Genomic DNA, 15,126 nt, shown 5'->3' with positions numbered 1-15,126 from the left:
CCCTGCCTGATAAATAGTCCATCAAGGCGGACCTGCAGTGATCTGGAAGGATCCCCGTATGCCCGCATCCCCGAGCACAGCCCGGGCCATCAATGACCGGCTCGCCCTGCGGCTGCTCCAGCAGGACGGCCCGCTGACGGCCACTCAGCTCAAGACCCTGACCGGACTGTCCCGCCCCACGGTCGCCGACCTGGTCGAGCGGCTGCAGGACGCCGGTCTGGTCAGGGTCGTCGGCGAGAGCGGATCGGACCGCCGCGGTCCCAACGCCCGGCTGTACGGGATCGTCGCCGACCGCGCGCATCTGGCCGCTCTCGACGTACGCACCGACAGCGTCGCCGTGGTCGTAGCCGATCTCCTCGGTGTCACGCTCGCCGAAGCCACCCTCCCGATCGGCAGCGACACCGGCACCGAGCCCGCCGTGGAGCAGGCCGTCGCACTGCTGGAGCGCACCGCCCGCGCCGCGGGACCGGCTCCCCTGCACAGCGTCGGCATCGGCGCGCCCGGCCTCATCGATCCTGTCTCCGGCGAACTCCGTGACACGACAGGGCTCCCGGCCTGGCACCGTGGCCTGGTCAAGGTGCTCCAGCAGCGGCTGTCCGCGACGGTCCTCGTCGAGAACGAGACCAATCTGGCCGCCGTCGCCGAACACCGCATCGGTGCCGCACGCGACCGCGACACCTTCGTTCTGCTCTGGCTCGGCCAGGGCATCGGCGCCGCCGTCATGCTGGACGGGAAGCTGCGCCGCGGCGCCTCCGGCGGGGCGGGTGAAATCGGATTCCTGCCGGTACCGGGCACCAGCAGGGTGCCGTCGGCGCTCAACTGCGACGGCGGATTCCACTCACTGACCGGCTCGGTCGCCGTCTGCGAACTGGCGGCCGACCACGGCATCAAGGCGAGGGGATCCGCGGGCGGCGGGGAGCAGGAGCAGCACCCCGCCGCCGCGTTCGCCGTCCGCGCCGCGCTGGCCGCGGACGGCCCGGAGGGTGACGCGTTCCTGGACGCACTCGCCGACCGGATCGCGCTGGGTGCCGCCGCCGTCGTCTCGGTGCTCGACCCCGGCTGTCTCGTCCTGGCGGGCGAGGTCGGCCGCGCGGGCGGCGACGCGCTCGCCGCACGGGTCGAGGAGCGGCTCGCCCGCATGTCACCCCTGCCCACGGAGGTCAGGGCGGGGGCACTGGGCGGCAGTGCCGTACTGCGCGGCGCGCTGCTGGCCGCCCGAGAGGCCGCGCAGGACGTGCTGTTCGCTCCGGGTGGCCCCCGGTAGCTGTCTGTGAGCCACCACACAGGGCGCACCCGCATGGCCGAAGTCCAGCCGTGGCAGAATGTGTTCTGTACCAGTAGCAGCGCACTCCGGGGTCGGTGTAATTCCGAACCGGCGGTTATAGTCCGCGACCCGTCCGCATCCAGCGGCCGGTTGACCAGGTGGGATTCCTGGACCGACGGTTAAAGTCCGGATGGGAGGCAGTGCGCGGCGGGCCGTCACAGGTACGCCGCCGTCGGCGGATGCGTTCCGGGATCTTCCGGGACGAGAGCATCCGTGTCTTCGGTTCGGCGTTCCCCTGTTGCGTTCCGCTTCATCTGTCGTCATCGACAGGCCCCGGAGTCCGTGCCCGAAGAGGCAGGAGGACCCGGTGGCCACCGCAGCCGATATCACCGCCATGCGGCGAGCGATCACGCTCGCAGCCCGCGGACTCGGCTCCACCAGCCCCAACCCGGTTGTCGGGTGCGTGATTCTCGACGCCGCCGGACAGCCGGCCGGTGAGGGCTTCCACCGGCGCGCCGGTGGCCCGCACGCCGAGATCCATGCGCTTCGCGAGGCCGGTGAGAAGGCCCGGGGCGGCACCGCCTACGTCACCCTCGAACCCTGTAACCACACGGGACGCACCGGCCCCTGCGCGCAGGCGCTCGTGGCAGCCGGGGTCGAGCGGGTGGTGTACGCGGTCGGTGACCCGAATCCGCAGGCCACCGGAGGTGCCGACACCTTGCGCGCCGCCGGGATCCAGGTGGAGCAGGGTCTCCTCGCCGATGAGGCCGAGGCGGGCAACGCCGCTTGGCTGACCTCGGTGCGGTTCGGTCGCCCGTACGTCCTGTGGAAATACGCGGCGACCCTCGACGGCCGGATCGCCGCCGCGGACGCCACGAGCCGCTGGATCACCTCGGCCGAGTCCCGCGCCGACGTCCACCGGCTGCGTGCCGAGGCCGACGCCGTCGTGGTCGGTTCCGGCACCGCCCGCACCGACGACCCCCAGCTCGCGGTACGCGGCATCGAAGGCGCCGACCAGCCGCTCCGGGTCGTCGTCGACACGGGCGCCACCGCCGTACAGCCCGGCTCCCGGGTGCTCGACGGCACCGCGCCCACTCTGGTCGCGGTCGCCGGCGACGCCGACACCGCGCACCTCCCCGAAGATGCCGTGCTCCGGCTGCCACGCGCCGCCACCGGCCCCGGTCTGGACATCCCGTCCCTGCTCACGGCCTTGCACGGGCGCGGTATCCGCTCCGTACTCCTCGAAGGCGGACCGGTCCTGGCCGGCTCCTTCGTCGCCGCGGGAGCAGTCGACAAAGTCGTCGGCTATCTCGCTCCGGTCCTCCTCGGCGCGGGCCCGGCAGCCCTCGCCGACGCCGGAATCTCCACCATCTCCCAGGCGTTGCGCCTCGATGTGACCGAGACCGTCCGTATCGGCCCCGATCTGCGCATCACCGCCGTCCCCGTCCCTACTCGGAAGGGAAACTGAGTGTTCACCGGAATTGTCGAAGAACTGGGTGAGGTCACCGCCGTCGAGAAGCTCGACGACGCCTCCCGCTTCCGACTGCGCGGCCCCGTTGTCACCGAAGGCGCCAAGCACGGCGACTCCATCGCCGTCAACGGCGTCTGCCTCACCGTCGTGGACCTCGGCGAACACGAGTTCACCGCCGATGTGATGGCCGAGACGCTGAACCGCTCCAGCCTCGGAGCGCTCGAGACGGGCTCCCGGGTCAATCTGGAGCGCCCCATGGCCCTCGGCGGCCGGCTCGGCGGACACATCGTCCAGGGCCACGTCGACGGCACGGGCCGCATCATCGAGCGCACGATCTCCGAGAACTGGGAGATCGTGAAGATCTCCCTGCCCGCCGATCTCACCCGCTACGTGGTGGAGAAGGGCTCGATCACGGTCGACGGCGTGAGCCTGACCGTCGTCGACGCGGGCCCCGACTACTTCACCATCAGCCTCATCCCCACCACCCTCGCGCTGACCACGCTGGGCGTCAAAGAGCCGGGCGACCCGGTCAATCTCGAAGTGGACGTCATCGCGAAGTACGTCGAGCGGCTGCTCGGCGGGAGCGCCGCGCCGGAATCCGGGGAGCCGGTCGCATGAGCGCCCTGGACTGGCTGAACTCGGAGGCGTTCGCCGCCTTCGGCCAGCACATCATCTGGTCGGACCTGATCGGCAACACGATCGGTCTGATAGCCCTCGCCCTCGGGTGGCTCCGTTCGGTCTGGACCTGGCCCGCCCAACTGCTGTCCGGGGTCGTCCTGGTCGCCGCCAATGTCTCCGTGCAGCAGGCGGGGAGCGTCGGCAAGCAGCTGATCGTCATCGCCGTCGCCGTATGGGGCTGGCAGCAGTGGACCCGTGGCAGGCAGCAGGCCCAGGACGGCTCCATCGCCGTGCGCTTCGCCACCTGGCGCGAACGGGCGTACCTGGTGGGCGGCGCCGCAGTCGGCACCCTGGCGGTCGGCAGCCTGTTCACCGCCTTCCCCTCGCTCTCCTGGAGCCCGTGGGCGGACGCGTACATCTTCGCCGGCACGCTCGTCGCGATGCTGGCCCAGGCCCGCGGCATGGTCGAGTTCTGGTTCGCGTGGCTGCTCGTCGACCTCGTCGGCGTACCGCTCAACTTCCACAGCGGACTCGCCTTCTCCGGTCTCATCTACGTCGTCTACGGCGCCCTCGTCCTGTGGGGCATGCGCGACTGGTGGCTGCGTACGCGGACACCCGCTCTGGAAGGAGCCACGGCATGACTGCCCAGCCCACCTGGCTGCACGACCGTACGGCCGAGGACCTGTCCCTCGACCCCGTGGAACAGGCGATCCGCGACATCGCCGCCGGCCGGCCCGTCGTGGTCGTCGACGACGAGGACCGGGAGAACGAGGGCGACCTCGTCATCGCCGCGGAGAAGGCGACCCCCGAGATCGTCGCGTTCATGATGAGCGAGTGCCGCGGGCTGATCTGCGCCCCCATGGAGAACGACGAGCTGGAACGGCTCGAACTCCCGCAGATGGTCGACAACAACACCGAGTCGATGAAGACGGCCTTCACCGTCTCCGTCGACGCCTCCGCCGCTCACGGTGTGACCACCGGGATCTCCGCCGCCGACCGCGCCACCACGCTGCGGATGCTGGCGGGCGGCCGGGCGGGCCCCGGCGACTTCGTCCGGCCCGGCCACATCTTCCCGCTGCGCGCCCGCTCCGGCGGTGTCCTCGTCCGCAACGGCCACACCGAGGCCGCCGTGGACCTCGCCCGGCTCGCCGGGCTGCGCCCCGCAGGCGCCATCGTCGAGATCGCGGGCGAGGACGGAGTGATGCTCCGGCTGCCCGAGCTCGTCCCGTTCGCCCGCAAGCACGGACTGACGATCATCTCCATCGAGGACCTGATCGCCTACCGGCGCAGCTCGGAGCCGACCGTCCGCCGCGAGGCCGAGGTACGGCTGCCGACCACGTTCGGTGCGTTCACCGCGTACGGCTACCGCTCCACCGTCGACGGCGTCGAGCACGTCGCACTGGTCCACGGGGACATCGGTGACGGCCAGGACGTCCTCGTCCGCGTCCACTCCGAGTGCCTGACGGGGGACATCTTCCAGTCCCAGCGCTGCGACTGCGGCCCCCAGCTGCACGCCTCGATGGAACGCATCACGGCCGAGGGCCGCGGCGTCGTCGTCTATCTGCGCGGTCACGAGGGCCGTGGCATCGGACTGCTGTCCAAGCTGCGCGCGTACGAACTCCAGGAGCGGGGCGTCGACACCCTCGATGCCAACCTCGAGCTCGGCCTGCCGGCCGACGCCAGGGACTACGCGGCGGGCGCCCAGATCCTCGAGGACCTCGGTGTCCGCACGCTCCGGCTGATGACCAACAACCCCGACAAGACCGCTGCGCTCGTACGGCACGGGCTCGGGATCACCGGGCGCGAACCCATGCCCGTCCAGGCAGGCGAACACAATCTGCGGTACCTGCGCACCAAGCGGGACCGCATGGGGCACGACCTTCCCTGGCTCGACGCCACCACCGCGTCGACCTGCGGAAACCAGTAAGCACAGACGAGCAGTAGGAGAGACATGAGCGGCAAGGGCGCACCCGAACTGTCCGTACGCAACTGCGGTGACCTGCGGGTGGCAGTGATCGCTGCCCAGTGGCACGAGAAGGTCATGGACGGACTCGTCGACGGGGCCCTGCGCGCCCTGCACGACCTGGGCATCGACGAACCGACCCTGCTCAGGGTCCCCGGAAGCTTCGAGCTCCCGGTGGTCGCCAAGGTCCTCGCGGGACGCGGCTACGACGCGATCGTCGCTCTCGGAGTGATCATCCGCGGCGGCACCCCCCACTTCGAGTACGTGTCCCAGGGCGTCACCAACGGCCTCACCCAGGTCACCGTCGACACCGGAGTGCCCGTCGGCTTCGGCGTCCTCACCTGCGACACCGAGGAACAGGCGCTGGACCGGGCCGGACTCGAGGGTTCCAACGAGGACAAGGGGCACGAAGCGGTCACCGCCGCCGTCGCCACCGCGGCCACGCTGCGGACCGTCAGCGAACCCTGGCGCTGAGAGAGGGTCCGGGACCCCGTATTCTAAGGACCATCATGGCGAACAAAACCTTCGAAGAGCTCTTCGCCGAGCTGCAGCTCAAGGCCGCCAACGGCGACCCCTCCACCTCCCGCACCGCCGAACTGGTGGACAAGGGTGTGCATGCCATCGGCAAGAAGGTCGTCGAGGAGGCCGCCGAGGTCTGGATGGCCGCCGAATACGAGGGCAAGGAAGCCGCCGCCGAGGAGATCTCGCAGCTGCTGTACCACGTCCAGGTGATGATGGTCGCCCGCGGAATCTCCCTCGACGACGTCTACGCCCACCTCTGAGCACACCGCCGCACGTTCCCGGAACTCCCTCCGCACAAAGGAAACCTGACCTCATGCTGCGCATCGCCGTCCCCAACAAGGGTGCAATCTCCGGGCCTGCGATGGCGATGCTCCATGAGGCGGGTTACCAGCAGCGCAAGGAGTCGAAGGAGCTCGTCCTCGTCGACCCCACGAACGAGGTCGAGTTCTTCTACCTGAGGCCGCGCGACATCGCGATCTACGTCAGCTCCGGCCGCCTGGACATCGGGATCACCGGCCGCGACCTGCTGCTGGACTCCGGTGCCGAGGCCGAGGAGATCCTCCAGCTCGGCTTCGCCCGCTCCACCTTCCGCTACGCCACCAAGCCCGGCACGGCCACCGGCCCGCAGGACTTCGAGGGCATGACGATCGCCACCTCCTACGAGGGCATCGTCGCCAAGCACCTCGCCGAAGAGGGCGTCAAGGCCTCGGTCGTGCACCTCGACGGCGCGGTCGAGACCGCCATCGAGCTCGGTGTCGCCCAGATCATCGCCGATGTGGTGGAGACCGGCACCAGCCTGCGCAACGCCGGACTCGAAGTCATCGGCGAGCCGATCATGTCGTCGGAAGCGGTCGTGATCCGCCGCAAGGGCGCCCCCGGCGACGAGCCCAAGGTGGAGCAGTTCCTGCGCCGCCTGCAGGGCGTCCTGGTCGCCCGCAGCTACGTGATGATGGACTACGACTGCCGCGTCGAGCACCTGGAGCGCGCCGTGGCCCTCACCCCGGGACTCGAGTCGCCGACCATCTCCCCGCTGCACCACGAGGGCTGGGTGGCCGTCCGCTCCATGGTCGCCGCCAAGGAGGCCCAGCGGATCATGGACGACCTGTACGAGCTCGGAGCCCGCGCCATCCTCACGACGGCCATCCACGCCTGCCGCCTCTGACGGCCCGGACCAGCGCACACCGAAGGACGACAGCCTCATGTCCGCCCCCGCGTCCCGGCCCGAACTCCCCGCTCTCCCGGTCACCTTCAGGCCCACCCTCACCCGGGTGGTCCTGCTGACCGTGGGGGTGGCGATGTTCGTCGTCATCACCGTCGTCGCCCTGATCCTTGAACACCTGAGCCCCGCGGAGCGAACCAGCTTCGTCTTCGTCGCCCTGCTCTTCCTCGGTGTCCTGGCCCTGCTCAGCAGGCCGAGGATCGTCGCCGACGAGGCCGGGATCAGGGTGGTCAACATCACCCGGACCCGCCGGATGGCCTGGGCGGAGGTCCTGCGCGTCAATCTGCGGGCAGGCGACCCCTGGGTCTTTCTCGATCTCAGCGACGGAACCAGCATGCCCGCCCTCGGTATCCAGCCCGGAATCGCCAGGGAACGGGCCATTCGTGACGCACGGACACTCCGCGCGCTCGTGGAATTCCACGGCACCGGAACGGACGACGCCACGGAGAACGTCTGAGCCACCTGCCCCGAAGCGCCGCATCTTGATTACTCTGGAGACCGGCGGCGCCCTGTGCGCCCCGCCCCGCACCAGAGGCCCACAGGCCTGCGGGGCATTCCTGCGACCCAAGGAGTGACTCCCTCCAGCAATGGACGGATCGTCCGGTAGTACCTGCGCCGCCCTCTCCCCGGAGGCGGCGGCATGACCACCCCCCTGCTGCTTCTCAGCGCGGCATTCCTTCTCATCCTCGCCAACGGATTCTTCGTGGCAGCCGAATTCGGGCTCGTCACGGTGGACCGGCCGGACGCCGAACGCGCCGCCGCCGAAGGCGACCGCCGGGCCCGCACCGTCGTCTCGGCCCTGCGTGAACTCTCCTTCCAGCTCTCCGGCACCCAGCTCGGCATCACCATCACCTCGCTGGTCGTCGGCATGCTTGCCGAACCCGCACTCGCCCAGCTGCTCGCCGGGCCGCTCACCGTCACCGGACTGCCCGCAGGGGCTGTTCCCGGGGTGAGCGTCGTGATCGGCATGCTGCTCGCCTCCGCCGTCCAGATGGTCATCGGTGAGCTCGTACCGAAGAACTGGGCGGTCTCCCGGCCGCTCCAGGTCGCCCGGTTCGTCGCCGGTCCCCAGCACCGGTTCGCCACCCTCCTGCGGCCGGTGATCACCGCGCTGAACACCGTGGCCAACCGGCTGGTGCGGCTGTTCGGAGTCGAGCCCACCGACGAACTGGCCTCCGCGCGCACCCCGGGCGAACTGGTCTCGCTCGCCCGTCACTCGGCCGAGGCCGGCACCCTGGAGCAGGACACCGCCGATCTCTTCGTACGGACCCTGTCGCTCGCCGGCCTCACCGCGCAGCACGTCATGACCCCGCGGGTGAAGGTCAGCGCCCTGCAGTCGTCGGCGACCGCCGCGGACGTCCTCAACCTCACCCGGGCCACCGGGCTCTCCCGCTTTCCCGTCTACCGGGAACGCATCGACGAAGTCGTAGGCATGGTGCACCTCAAGGACGCCCTCGCCGTCCCCGCCCAGGACCGGCTCCGGACCCCGGCGGGCCGGATCGCCGTACCGCCGCTTCTGGTACCGGAGACGCTGCCCGTCGAACAGCTGCTCCGGCAGCTGCGCAACGAGCAGCCGATCGCCGTAGTGGTGGACGAGTACGGCGGCACCGCCGGTGTCGTCACCCTCGAGGACATCATCGAGGAACTCGTCGGTGAAGTGAGGGACGAGCACGACGCGGAAGGCGCCGACCGCCCCGAGCTGACGTCCGTCGTCGCCGAGGACGGACGTCCCGGCTGGGACGTGGAAGGCAGCTGCCGTGTGCTGACTCTGCGGCGGATAGGCCTCGACGTGCCCGAAGGGCCGTACGAGACCGTGGCAGGGCTGGTCGCCGACCTGCTGGGACGCATCCCTGCTCCCGGTGACCGGGCAGAGCTGCCCGACTGGCGGATCTCCGTCCGCCAGGTGGGCCACTACCGTGCCGAGCAGGTCCGCTTCGTGCGGCTGACGGGCGCGGGGGAGCCGACGGCGCAGGAGCCCGTTCGCGGGCTGCTGGAGGCTGTGCGATGAGTCTCGTCCAGTTGCTCTTCGCCGGACTCCTGGTGCTGGCGAACGGCTTCTTCGTCGGTGCCGAGTTCGCTCTGGTGTCCGTACGCCGCAGCCAGATCGAACCCCTGGCCGCCAACGGGTCGCACAGGGCGGGACAGGTGCTGTACGGCCTGGAGAACCTGCCGCAGATGATGGCCGCCGCGCAGTTCGGCATCACGGTCTGCTCGCTCACCCTCGGCGCCGTGGCCGAGCCGACCGTCGCCCACCTCCTGGAGCCGGTCTTCCACGCGGCGCAGGTACCCGAGGGGCTCATCCATCCGCTCGGCTACGCACTGGCCCTCGTCTCCGTGATCTTCCTCCATCTCGTCATCGGTGAAATGGTCCCGAAGAACCTGGCGATGGCCGCTCCCGAGAAGACAGCGATGTGGCTCAGTCCCGGCCTGGTCGGCTTCGCCCGGCTCTGCCGGCCGGTCACCTCGGCGCTCGGGGCCTGTGCCCGGCTCGTCCTGCGGCTCTTCAAGGTCGAGCCGAAGGACGAGGTCGAGGCCGTCTTCACCAGCGAACAGCTCAACCGCCTGGTGGAGGACTCCGGACAGGCCGGACTGCTGGAACCCGAGGCGCAGGAACGGCTCGAGGACGCACTGGAGCTGGGCAGCAGGCCCGTCACCGATGTGTTGCTCGACCGGGCGTCCCTGGTGACGGTGGACCCGTCCGTCACCCCGCGCCAGGTCGAGGAGCTGACCGTACGGACCGGCTTCTCGCGCTTTCCGGTCTGCGCGGAGGGCGGCGGCCCCTTCATGGGTTATCTGCACGTCAAGGACGTCCTTGAGCTGGAGGACGGCGAACGGGCCGTTCCGCAGCAGATCTGGCGCCCGATGGCGACCGTGCGGGCGGAACTCCCGCTGGACGACGCCCTGACCGTGATGCGCCGGGCGGCGACCCATCTGGCGCAGGTCGCCGACGCCTCGGGCAAGGTACTCGGCCTGGTCGCCATGGAGGACGTCCTGGAAACGCTCGTGGGTGAGGTCCGCGACCCGGCGCACCGCGTCTCGGTACCCCGCCGCACGGTGAAGGTGCCGACGGAGCACAAGGCCATGGCACCCACGGGCTGACGGCTGACTCACCACCGGACGGAATCGACTCGGCGCCGGGCGGGCACACTCCGCCCGGCGGCTGAGGGCGGAGGGACGCCTGCGCGTTCCGGTCAGCCGCTCGCAGCGCCCCGGCCGGCCCCGGCGCCCGCCCCTCACAGCGCCCCGGGCTCCGGCTTCCCTCGGTCCACCGGTCCTCGCCCGGACAGCACTTCGCCGTACGCCTGCATCAGATCCGGCAGCCGAAGCGTGGCCAGATCGTCCCGGGTCGGTGCGACCGCATAGCCGGAGAGCCGCAGATCGCGGTAGGCGCAGCTCTTCTCGTACAGCGTGCGAAGGAAACGGCCGTTGCCCAGCTCGTCGATCCAGCCCTGGTCGACCACGTGCCCGCTGATGCTGCGCAGCTCGTCCAGCGACTCCTCGTCCCACACGTCGTCGTTCTCGGCGGCCAGCACCCCGCCGATCGCGGTGAGTTCGAGAGGGCGGTAGCTGGGGAAGTCGACCCGGGTCGTGAAGCGTGAGGAAAGACCCGGATTGGTGGAGAGCAACCGGTCCATGCCCTCCGGATAGCCCGCGAGTATGACGACGAGATGGTCCCTGTTGTCCTCGGCCCGCTTGAGGAGGACCTGCAGGGCCTCGTCCCCGTACGCATCGCCCTTGCTGTAACCGGAGTTGGAGAGGCTGTACGCCTCATCGACGAAGAGGACCCCGCCGAGCGCCGAATCGATCAGCTCATTCGCCTTCACGGCCGTCTGGCCGAGGAACTCGCCGACGAGATCGGACCGCTGGGCCTCCACCAGATGGTCACCGCCGAGGAGCCCGAGTGCGTAGAACACCCGGCCGAGAATGCGGGCGACGGTGGTCTTGCCCGTCCCGGACGGGCCGGAGAAGACGAAGTGACGCTTCGGCGGCTGCACCGGAAGACCCTGCTCGGCGCGCAGCCGGGCCATGTTCAGCTGCGCGGACAGAGCTTTGACCTGGCGCTTCACGGGTTCGAGTCCCACCATGCGCTCCAGCTCCGCCAGGGCCTCGGCGAGCAGCGCCGGATCGCTCGGCCCCGAAGGGAAGGCGGCGGGCACCGGCCGGCCGGCCGCCGACTTCTCCCTCACCCCGGCGTCCCGTGGCGCGGCACCGGTTCCCGGCAGGTCCTGCGGGTCCCCGCCGAGCCAGGGTTCGCGCCCGTCCACCAGATCGGTGCCCAGCAACGAGTCCCCGTCCGCCTGGGCCTCCGTGCCCGTTCCGTCCGGGCCGAATCCGGCCAGTGACACCGCGGCCAGGTCGACCGCCTCGTCGTATCCGTCTCCCTCGGAGATCGCCGCGAGCCGGGCCGAGGTGTCCATGAAAGCCGGGTCGACGCGATGCACCGCCCGGTACAGCGGCAACGCCGCCGCGCTGCGCCCGGTGCCCTCGTGGGCCCGGGCCAGCCAGTAGCGCAGCTCCTTACGCTGCGGCTGCTCGCTGCGGCAGCGCATCAGGGCGGCTGACAGCAGAGGCTCCGCGTGCCCGTACATCTCCAGACGCACCCGTGCCATGCCGCCGAAGAGCCCGGCCTCGATGCCGAGCAGCGGATCGTCGACCAGCTGCTCCGTGGTGCGTACGAGCTGTTCCCAGTCCTTGACCAGGTAGGCGCGGCACGCATGGAGGAACCGCACATGCGCATCCGTGTCGATCGGGGGAAGGCCCGCCAGCGCCCGGTCCAGCTCGGGTACGTGACGGCCGTCCAGCCAGTGCGAGGCGTGCGCGAGAAGCAGGTCGCGCGGGCTCTCCAGCACCGGTTGCACCCACCAGCCCAGCCAGTACCAGGAGTTGAGCGTGCGACGATGACGCGCCCGTTGCTCACCGAACCGGTCTCGATGGCGGTACATGCGTAAGAGCGCCGTGGTCGTGTCGATCCGCAGCGCATGGAGGCCGAGCCAGCCGTCCGCCATACCGGGATCGAAGCGCACCGCGGCTCTGAACTCCTCTTCGGCCTGCGGGTACGCGCCCATGGTGTAGGCGTCCACGCCGCGCAGCCAGGCCAGGTCGGCGGGGGCCTGTGCGCCCTGCGTGCCGATGTCCATCAGGTCCCCCACAAACCGTGCCCCCAGAATGTCCCGCCCGCACAGCATGCCCATCCAAGCGCGCCGAATCACTGTGTCGGGGACGGGAATTGACCGCACCGAGATGCATCGTACCTGCACAGGGAGTGAGCGGTTAAGGGCGTTACCGGCGCATCGGGATCGTGACCGAGCGTGAGCACATGCATCACGGGGCAGCGGGACATGGGTGCCCGGGGGCAGAACGAAGCCCCCGATCACGGGGGAACAACCGGGGGCTCCGCGTCTGTGAGGGCTCCGAAAAGCCGCACATTGAGAACGTAAGACCTGTACGGCCCCCCGGTCAAGCCGAGTTGAGGCACTCCCGGGCGATCTCCGACCGCTCGGTATGGTGACCCTCAACCTTCACCGTGTGTGATGATGCGACTCGTTCCTGCTGTCCCGTGAGGCGCTTCCAGCCACGCGTATCCCTTGGGCAACTGCCGTATCAGGGCATCCGCGAAGGGGTACGAGGGATCGTCGGCGAAATGCTCGAGTTCCGCGACGGTCCAGCCGTCCCAGAACTCCGAAAGTGCGGGGCCGTCACGGCGGCGGCCCCGCTCCCAGGACCCGCTGCTGTCCCCTTCGAGCCACAGCAGCCCCGCAAGGAACGGACGCAGCGCACGCCGGCCCGCGCCCACCCCCTCGATCAGCATCACGGGCGCAGGCGCCAGCGTCCGTGGCGGCCCGAAGCGCCGACCTGTCCAGTCGTACGGGGCGTAGTGCGCCGGTTCTCCGCGCGAGAGGGGGCCCAGGACCTGTGTGCGCAGCCGGTCGGTCCAGGCGAAGAGTTCGTCGTGGGAGGCGAGGTCGTCCAGATGCAGCACGGGGGCGTCGTCGAGTGCGGCGGCCAGCCGGCCCGCGAAGGTGGTCTTGCCCGAGCCCGCGTGGCCGTCGACCGCGATCAGCCGCACCGGCCCGCAGGACGGGGCCAGGGAGCGCAGGCGGCGGGCACGGTCCACCAGGTCGTTCATGTCTCCAGCCTAAGGGCTCGCGAACAGGCCGGAGTGGTCGCAGGTCACGCCAGTGGACCAGACCAATATTGATCACGCGACGCGGGAAGAATCGCTGGCCGGATATGGTCCCCACCCGCGATAGTTGGCGCACGATTGCCATCGCAGCCCCATATCCGCCCACGACCGGGGGTTTCGCCCATGATCAGACCTACTTCACGCAGAACCGTGCTGACCGCCGCGCTCGCGGCCGGTGCAGGTGCGGTGGCCGCCGCCCACCCCGCGACAGCCGTTACTGCCCGCACCTCTCCCGCCCCGGCGGCCGCCTCGCTCGTCGGCAACCGCTTCTGGAGCACGTACACCGACTGGCGCTGCGGCTCCTCCGCCGGGACGCGCGCCGTCGCCGGCCGCAGGCCGGGCCTGGTGATCTCGGCCCCCGCCGGGACCACCGACTACACCGACCCGCACACCGGTACGACCACCACCTGGGAGTACGCGACCTGGACCTCACCCGTCCACCGCTCCACGGTGCCGGCCACCGAGGTGATCGCCTCCTGGAACGCCCGCACCCCGGCCGGTACATGGATCCAGATCGAGCTGCGCGGCCGGTACTCCGACGGGACCGACACCCCCTGGTACGTGATGGGCCGCTGGGCCTCGGGCGACGCCGACATCCGCCGGACCTCCGTCGACGACCAGACCGACGGCAAGAGCACGGTCTGGACCGACACCTTCTCGGTGGACGATGCCGCGAGCGGTCTGCGGCTGGTCTCCTACCGGCTGCGGCTCACCCTGCACCGGACCCCGGGCAGCCGTCTCACGCCCACGGTCCACCGCGTCGGCGCGATGGCCTCGGACGTCCCGGACCGCTTCACCGTCCCGGCTGTCGCGCCGGGGCTCGTCCGCGAGCTGTCCGTGCCCCGCTACTCGCAGAACGTCCACGTCGGGCAGTACCCCGAGTACGACAACGGCGGCGAGGCCTGGTGCAGCCCCACCTCCTCGCAGATGATCATCGAGTACTGGGGGCGCAAGCCCACTGCCGAGGACCTGGCCTGGGTCAAGCCGGACATCGCCGACCCCCAGGTCTGCCACGCGGCCCGCTACACCTTCGACTACCAGTACGACGGCTGCGGCAACTGGCCTTTCAACGCCGCCTACGCGGCCACGTACAAGGACATGAACGCGGTCGTCACCCGGCTCGGCTCGCTGGAGGAACTGGAGAAGCTGGTCGGTGCGGGTATCCCGGTCATAACGTCCCAGTCGTTCCTCAAGGAGGAGCTGACGGGGGCGGGCTACGGGACCTCTGGCCATCTGATGACGGTCATCGGCTTCACGGCCGACGGCGATGTGATCGCCAACGACCCCGCCTCGCCGGACAACGGAGCCGTTCGGCGCGTCTACCGTCGGCGCGAGTGGGAGAACATCTGGCTGCGCACCAAGCGCTACGACGCGACGGGCAAGGTCAGAGGCGGTACGGGAGGCGTCTGCTACGTCTACTGGCCGGCTGATCCGACATCGAGTCAGCGACGGGTTCTGAGGTCGCTCGGTCTGGCCTGAGCGTGTGAGGCCCTACGGCCGCCTCGACGCCCTGACGGCAGCGCTCCCGGCCGTCCGGAGTCGAGGCGGCTGTACTTGTTTACCGTGACCTTGATCGAGCGATGCCCGAGCCGGCGGGACACCTGCACCCGGACTCCTGCGCCGGTGACAGGCGCTGATCCGCTGTCGGGTGAGGGCGCCGGTTCCACCGAAGGTGCTCTCCCTGGGGGTACTGCAGCTGATTCATGGCCGGCATGCGAGATGCGGCTTGCTTCGGCACGCAGTTCGTCAGATCGGTGCCCGGCACCCCGCTGCCGATCGTCCACGTACATCATCCGCGGTGACCAGCAGGCCAGTGCGCTTCTCGGAATCGCTTCACCACCGCGCAGAAGGCCACGGCCTCCGTTCGCGCAGCCGCTTGACCGTC

The 15,126-nt window shown here is 70.2% G+C and carries 14 protein-coding genes and 1 riboswitch; of the genes, 12 read left to right on the top strand and 2 right to left on the bottom strand.

What is annotated here, in order from left to right; all coding sequences use genetic code 11:
• The first annotated feature begins 58 nt into the window (after nucleotides 1-58).
• From ACFWBQ_RS03005 to ACFWBQ_RS02955, 11 genes are all read left to right on the top strand, one after another.
• Nucleotides 59-1,264, top strand: a complete 1,206-nt coding sequence (locus tag ACFWBQ_RS03005; RefSeq protein WP_385483283.1) for an ROK family transcriptional regulator — start codon at nucleotides 59-61, stop codon at nucleotides 1,262-1,264.
• Nucleotides 1,265-1,341: 77 nt separating this feature from the next.
• Nucleotides 1,342-1,472, top strand: a riboswitch (FMN riboswitch).
• 159 nt (nucleotides 1,473-1,631) lie between these two features.
• Nucleotides 1,632-2,732: a bifunctional diaminohydroxyphosphoribosylaminopyrimidine deaminase/5-amino-6-(5-phosphoribosylamino)uracil reductase RibD gene (ribD, locus tag ACFWBQ_RS03000; RefSeq protein ID WP_385483281.1), complete on the top strand. Its 1,101-nt coding sequence runs from the start codon at nucleotides 1,632-1,634 to the stop codon at nucleotides 2,730-2,732.
• Nucleotides 2,733-3,353 carry a riboflavin synthase gene (locus tag ACFWBQ_RS02995; protein ID WP_385483279.1) on the top strand — a complete coding sequence of 207 codons (621 nt, stop codon included), beginning with the start codon at nucleotides 2,733-2,735 and terminating at the stop codon, nucleotides 3,351-3,353.
• Entirely contained in the window at nucleotides 3,350-3,994 is a 645-nt protein-coding gene (locus ACFWBQ_RS02990) for a nicotinamide riboside transporter PnuC (protein ID WP_385483277.1), read from the top strand. Before ACFWBQ_RS02995 ends, ACFWBQ_RS02990 begins: the two co-directional genes overlap by 4 nt.
• The gene (locus tag ACFWBQ_RS02985; RefSeq protein ID WP_385483276.1) at nucleotides 3,991-5,280 is read left to right on the top strand and encodes a bifunctional 3,4-dihydroxy-2-butanone-4-phosphate synthase/GTP cyclohydrolase II; all 1,290 of its coding nucleotides are present in this window, start codon (nucleotides 3,991-3,993) and stop codon (nucleotides 5,278-5,280) included. Before ACFWBQ_RS02990 ends, ACFWBQ_RS02985 begins: the two co-directional genes overlap by 4 nt.
• A 24-nt stretch (nucleotides 5,281-5,304) precedes the next feature.
• Nucleotides 5,305-5,790, top strand: a complete 486-nt coding sequence (gene ribH / locus ACFWBQ_RS02980) for a 6,7-dimethyl-8-ribityllumazine synthase (RefSeq protein ID WP_307128077.1) — start codon at nucleotides 5,305-5,307, stop codon at nucleotides 5,788-5,790.
• Nucleotides 5,791-5,825: 35 nt separating this feature from the next.
• On the top strand, nucleotides 5,826-6,098 hold the full coding sequence (locus ACFWBQ_RS02975) for a phosphoribosyl-ATP diphosphatase (protein ID WP_056787177.1): 273 nt from the start codon (nucleotides 5,826-5,828) through the stop codon (nucleotides 6,096-6,098).
• A 53-nt stretch (nucleotides 6,099-6,151) separates the two neighbouring features.
• Nucleotides 6,152-7,000 (top strand): ATP phosphoribosyltransferase, encoded by an 849-nt coding sequence (gene hisG / locus ACFWBQ_RS02970; protein WP_385483273.1) that lies wholly within the window; start codon nucleotides 6,152-6,154, stop codon nucleotides 6,998-7,000.
• Nucleotides 7,001-7,037: 37 nt separating this feature from the next.
• Nucleotides 7,038-7,514 (top strand): PH domain-containing protein, encoded by a 477-nt coding sequence (locus tag ACFWBQ_RS02965; RefSeq protein WP_385483271.1) that lies wholly within the window; start codon nucleotides 7,038-7,040, stop codon nucleotides 7,512-7,514.
• A 183-nt stretch (nucleotides 7,515-7,697) separates the two neighbouring features.
• Entirely contained in the window at nucleotides 7,698-9,065 is a 1,368-nt protein-coding gene (locus ACFWBQ_RS02960) for a hemolysin family protein (protein ID WP_385483269.1), read from the top strand.
• Complete coding sequence (locus ACFWBQ_RS02955; RefSeq protein WP_385483267.1) at nucleotides 9,062-10,156, top strand: hemolysin family protein; 1,095 nt, start codon at nucleotides 9,062-9,064, stop codon at nucleotides 10,154-10,156. The genes ACFWBQ_RS02960 and ACFWBQ_RS02955 overlap by 4 nt, the downstream gene beginning before the upstream one ends.
• A 134-nt stretch (nucleotides 10,157-10,290) precedes the next feature.
• Here the strand turns inward: ACFWBQ_RS02955 and ACFWBQ_RS02950 are convergent, their stop codons facing one another.
• Both ACFWBQ_RS02950 and ACFWBQ_RS02945 read right to left on the bottom strand, forming a co-directional pair.
• Nucleotides 10,291-12,195, bottom strand: a complete 1,905-nt coding sequence (locus ACFWBQ_RS02950) for an AAA family ATPase (protein ID WP_385483265.1) — start codon at nucleotides 12,193-12,195, stop codon at nucleotides 10,291-10,293.
• A gap of 374 nt (nucleotides 12,196-12,569) precedes the next feature.
• Entirely contained in the window at nucleotides 12,570-13,184 is a 615-nt protein-coding gene (locus tag ACFWBQ_RS02945) for a uridine kinase (protein ID WP_385483263.1), read from the bottom strand.
• Nucleotides 13,185-13,364: 180 nt separating this feature from the next.
• On the opposite strand from ACFWBQ_RS02945, the gene ACFWBQ_RS02940 reads away from it, so the two are divergent.
• Entirely contained in the window at nucleotides 13,365-14,720 is a 1,356-nt protein-coding gene (locus tag ACFWBQ_RS02940) for a peptidase C39 family protein (RefSeq protein ID WP_385483261.1), read from the top strand.
• Nucleotides 14,721-15,126 lie beyond the last annotated feature (406 nt).

This window comes from Streptomyces sp. NPDC060035 (genome assembly GCF_042736635.1).
Classification (GTDB): Bacteria; Actinomycetota; Actinomycetes; order Streptomycetales; family Streptomycetaceae; genus Streptomyces.
Note: the sequence above shows the minus strand (reverse complement) of the source record. Positions and strands in the feature narration are given on the sequence as shown.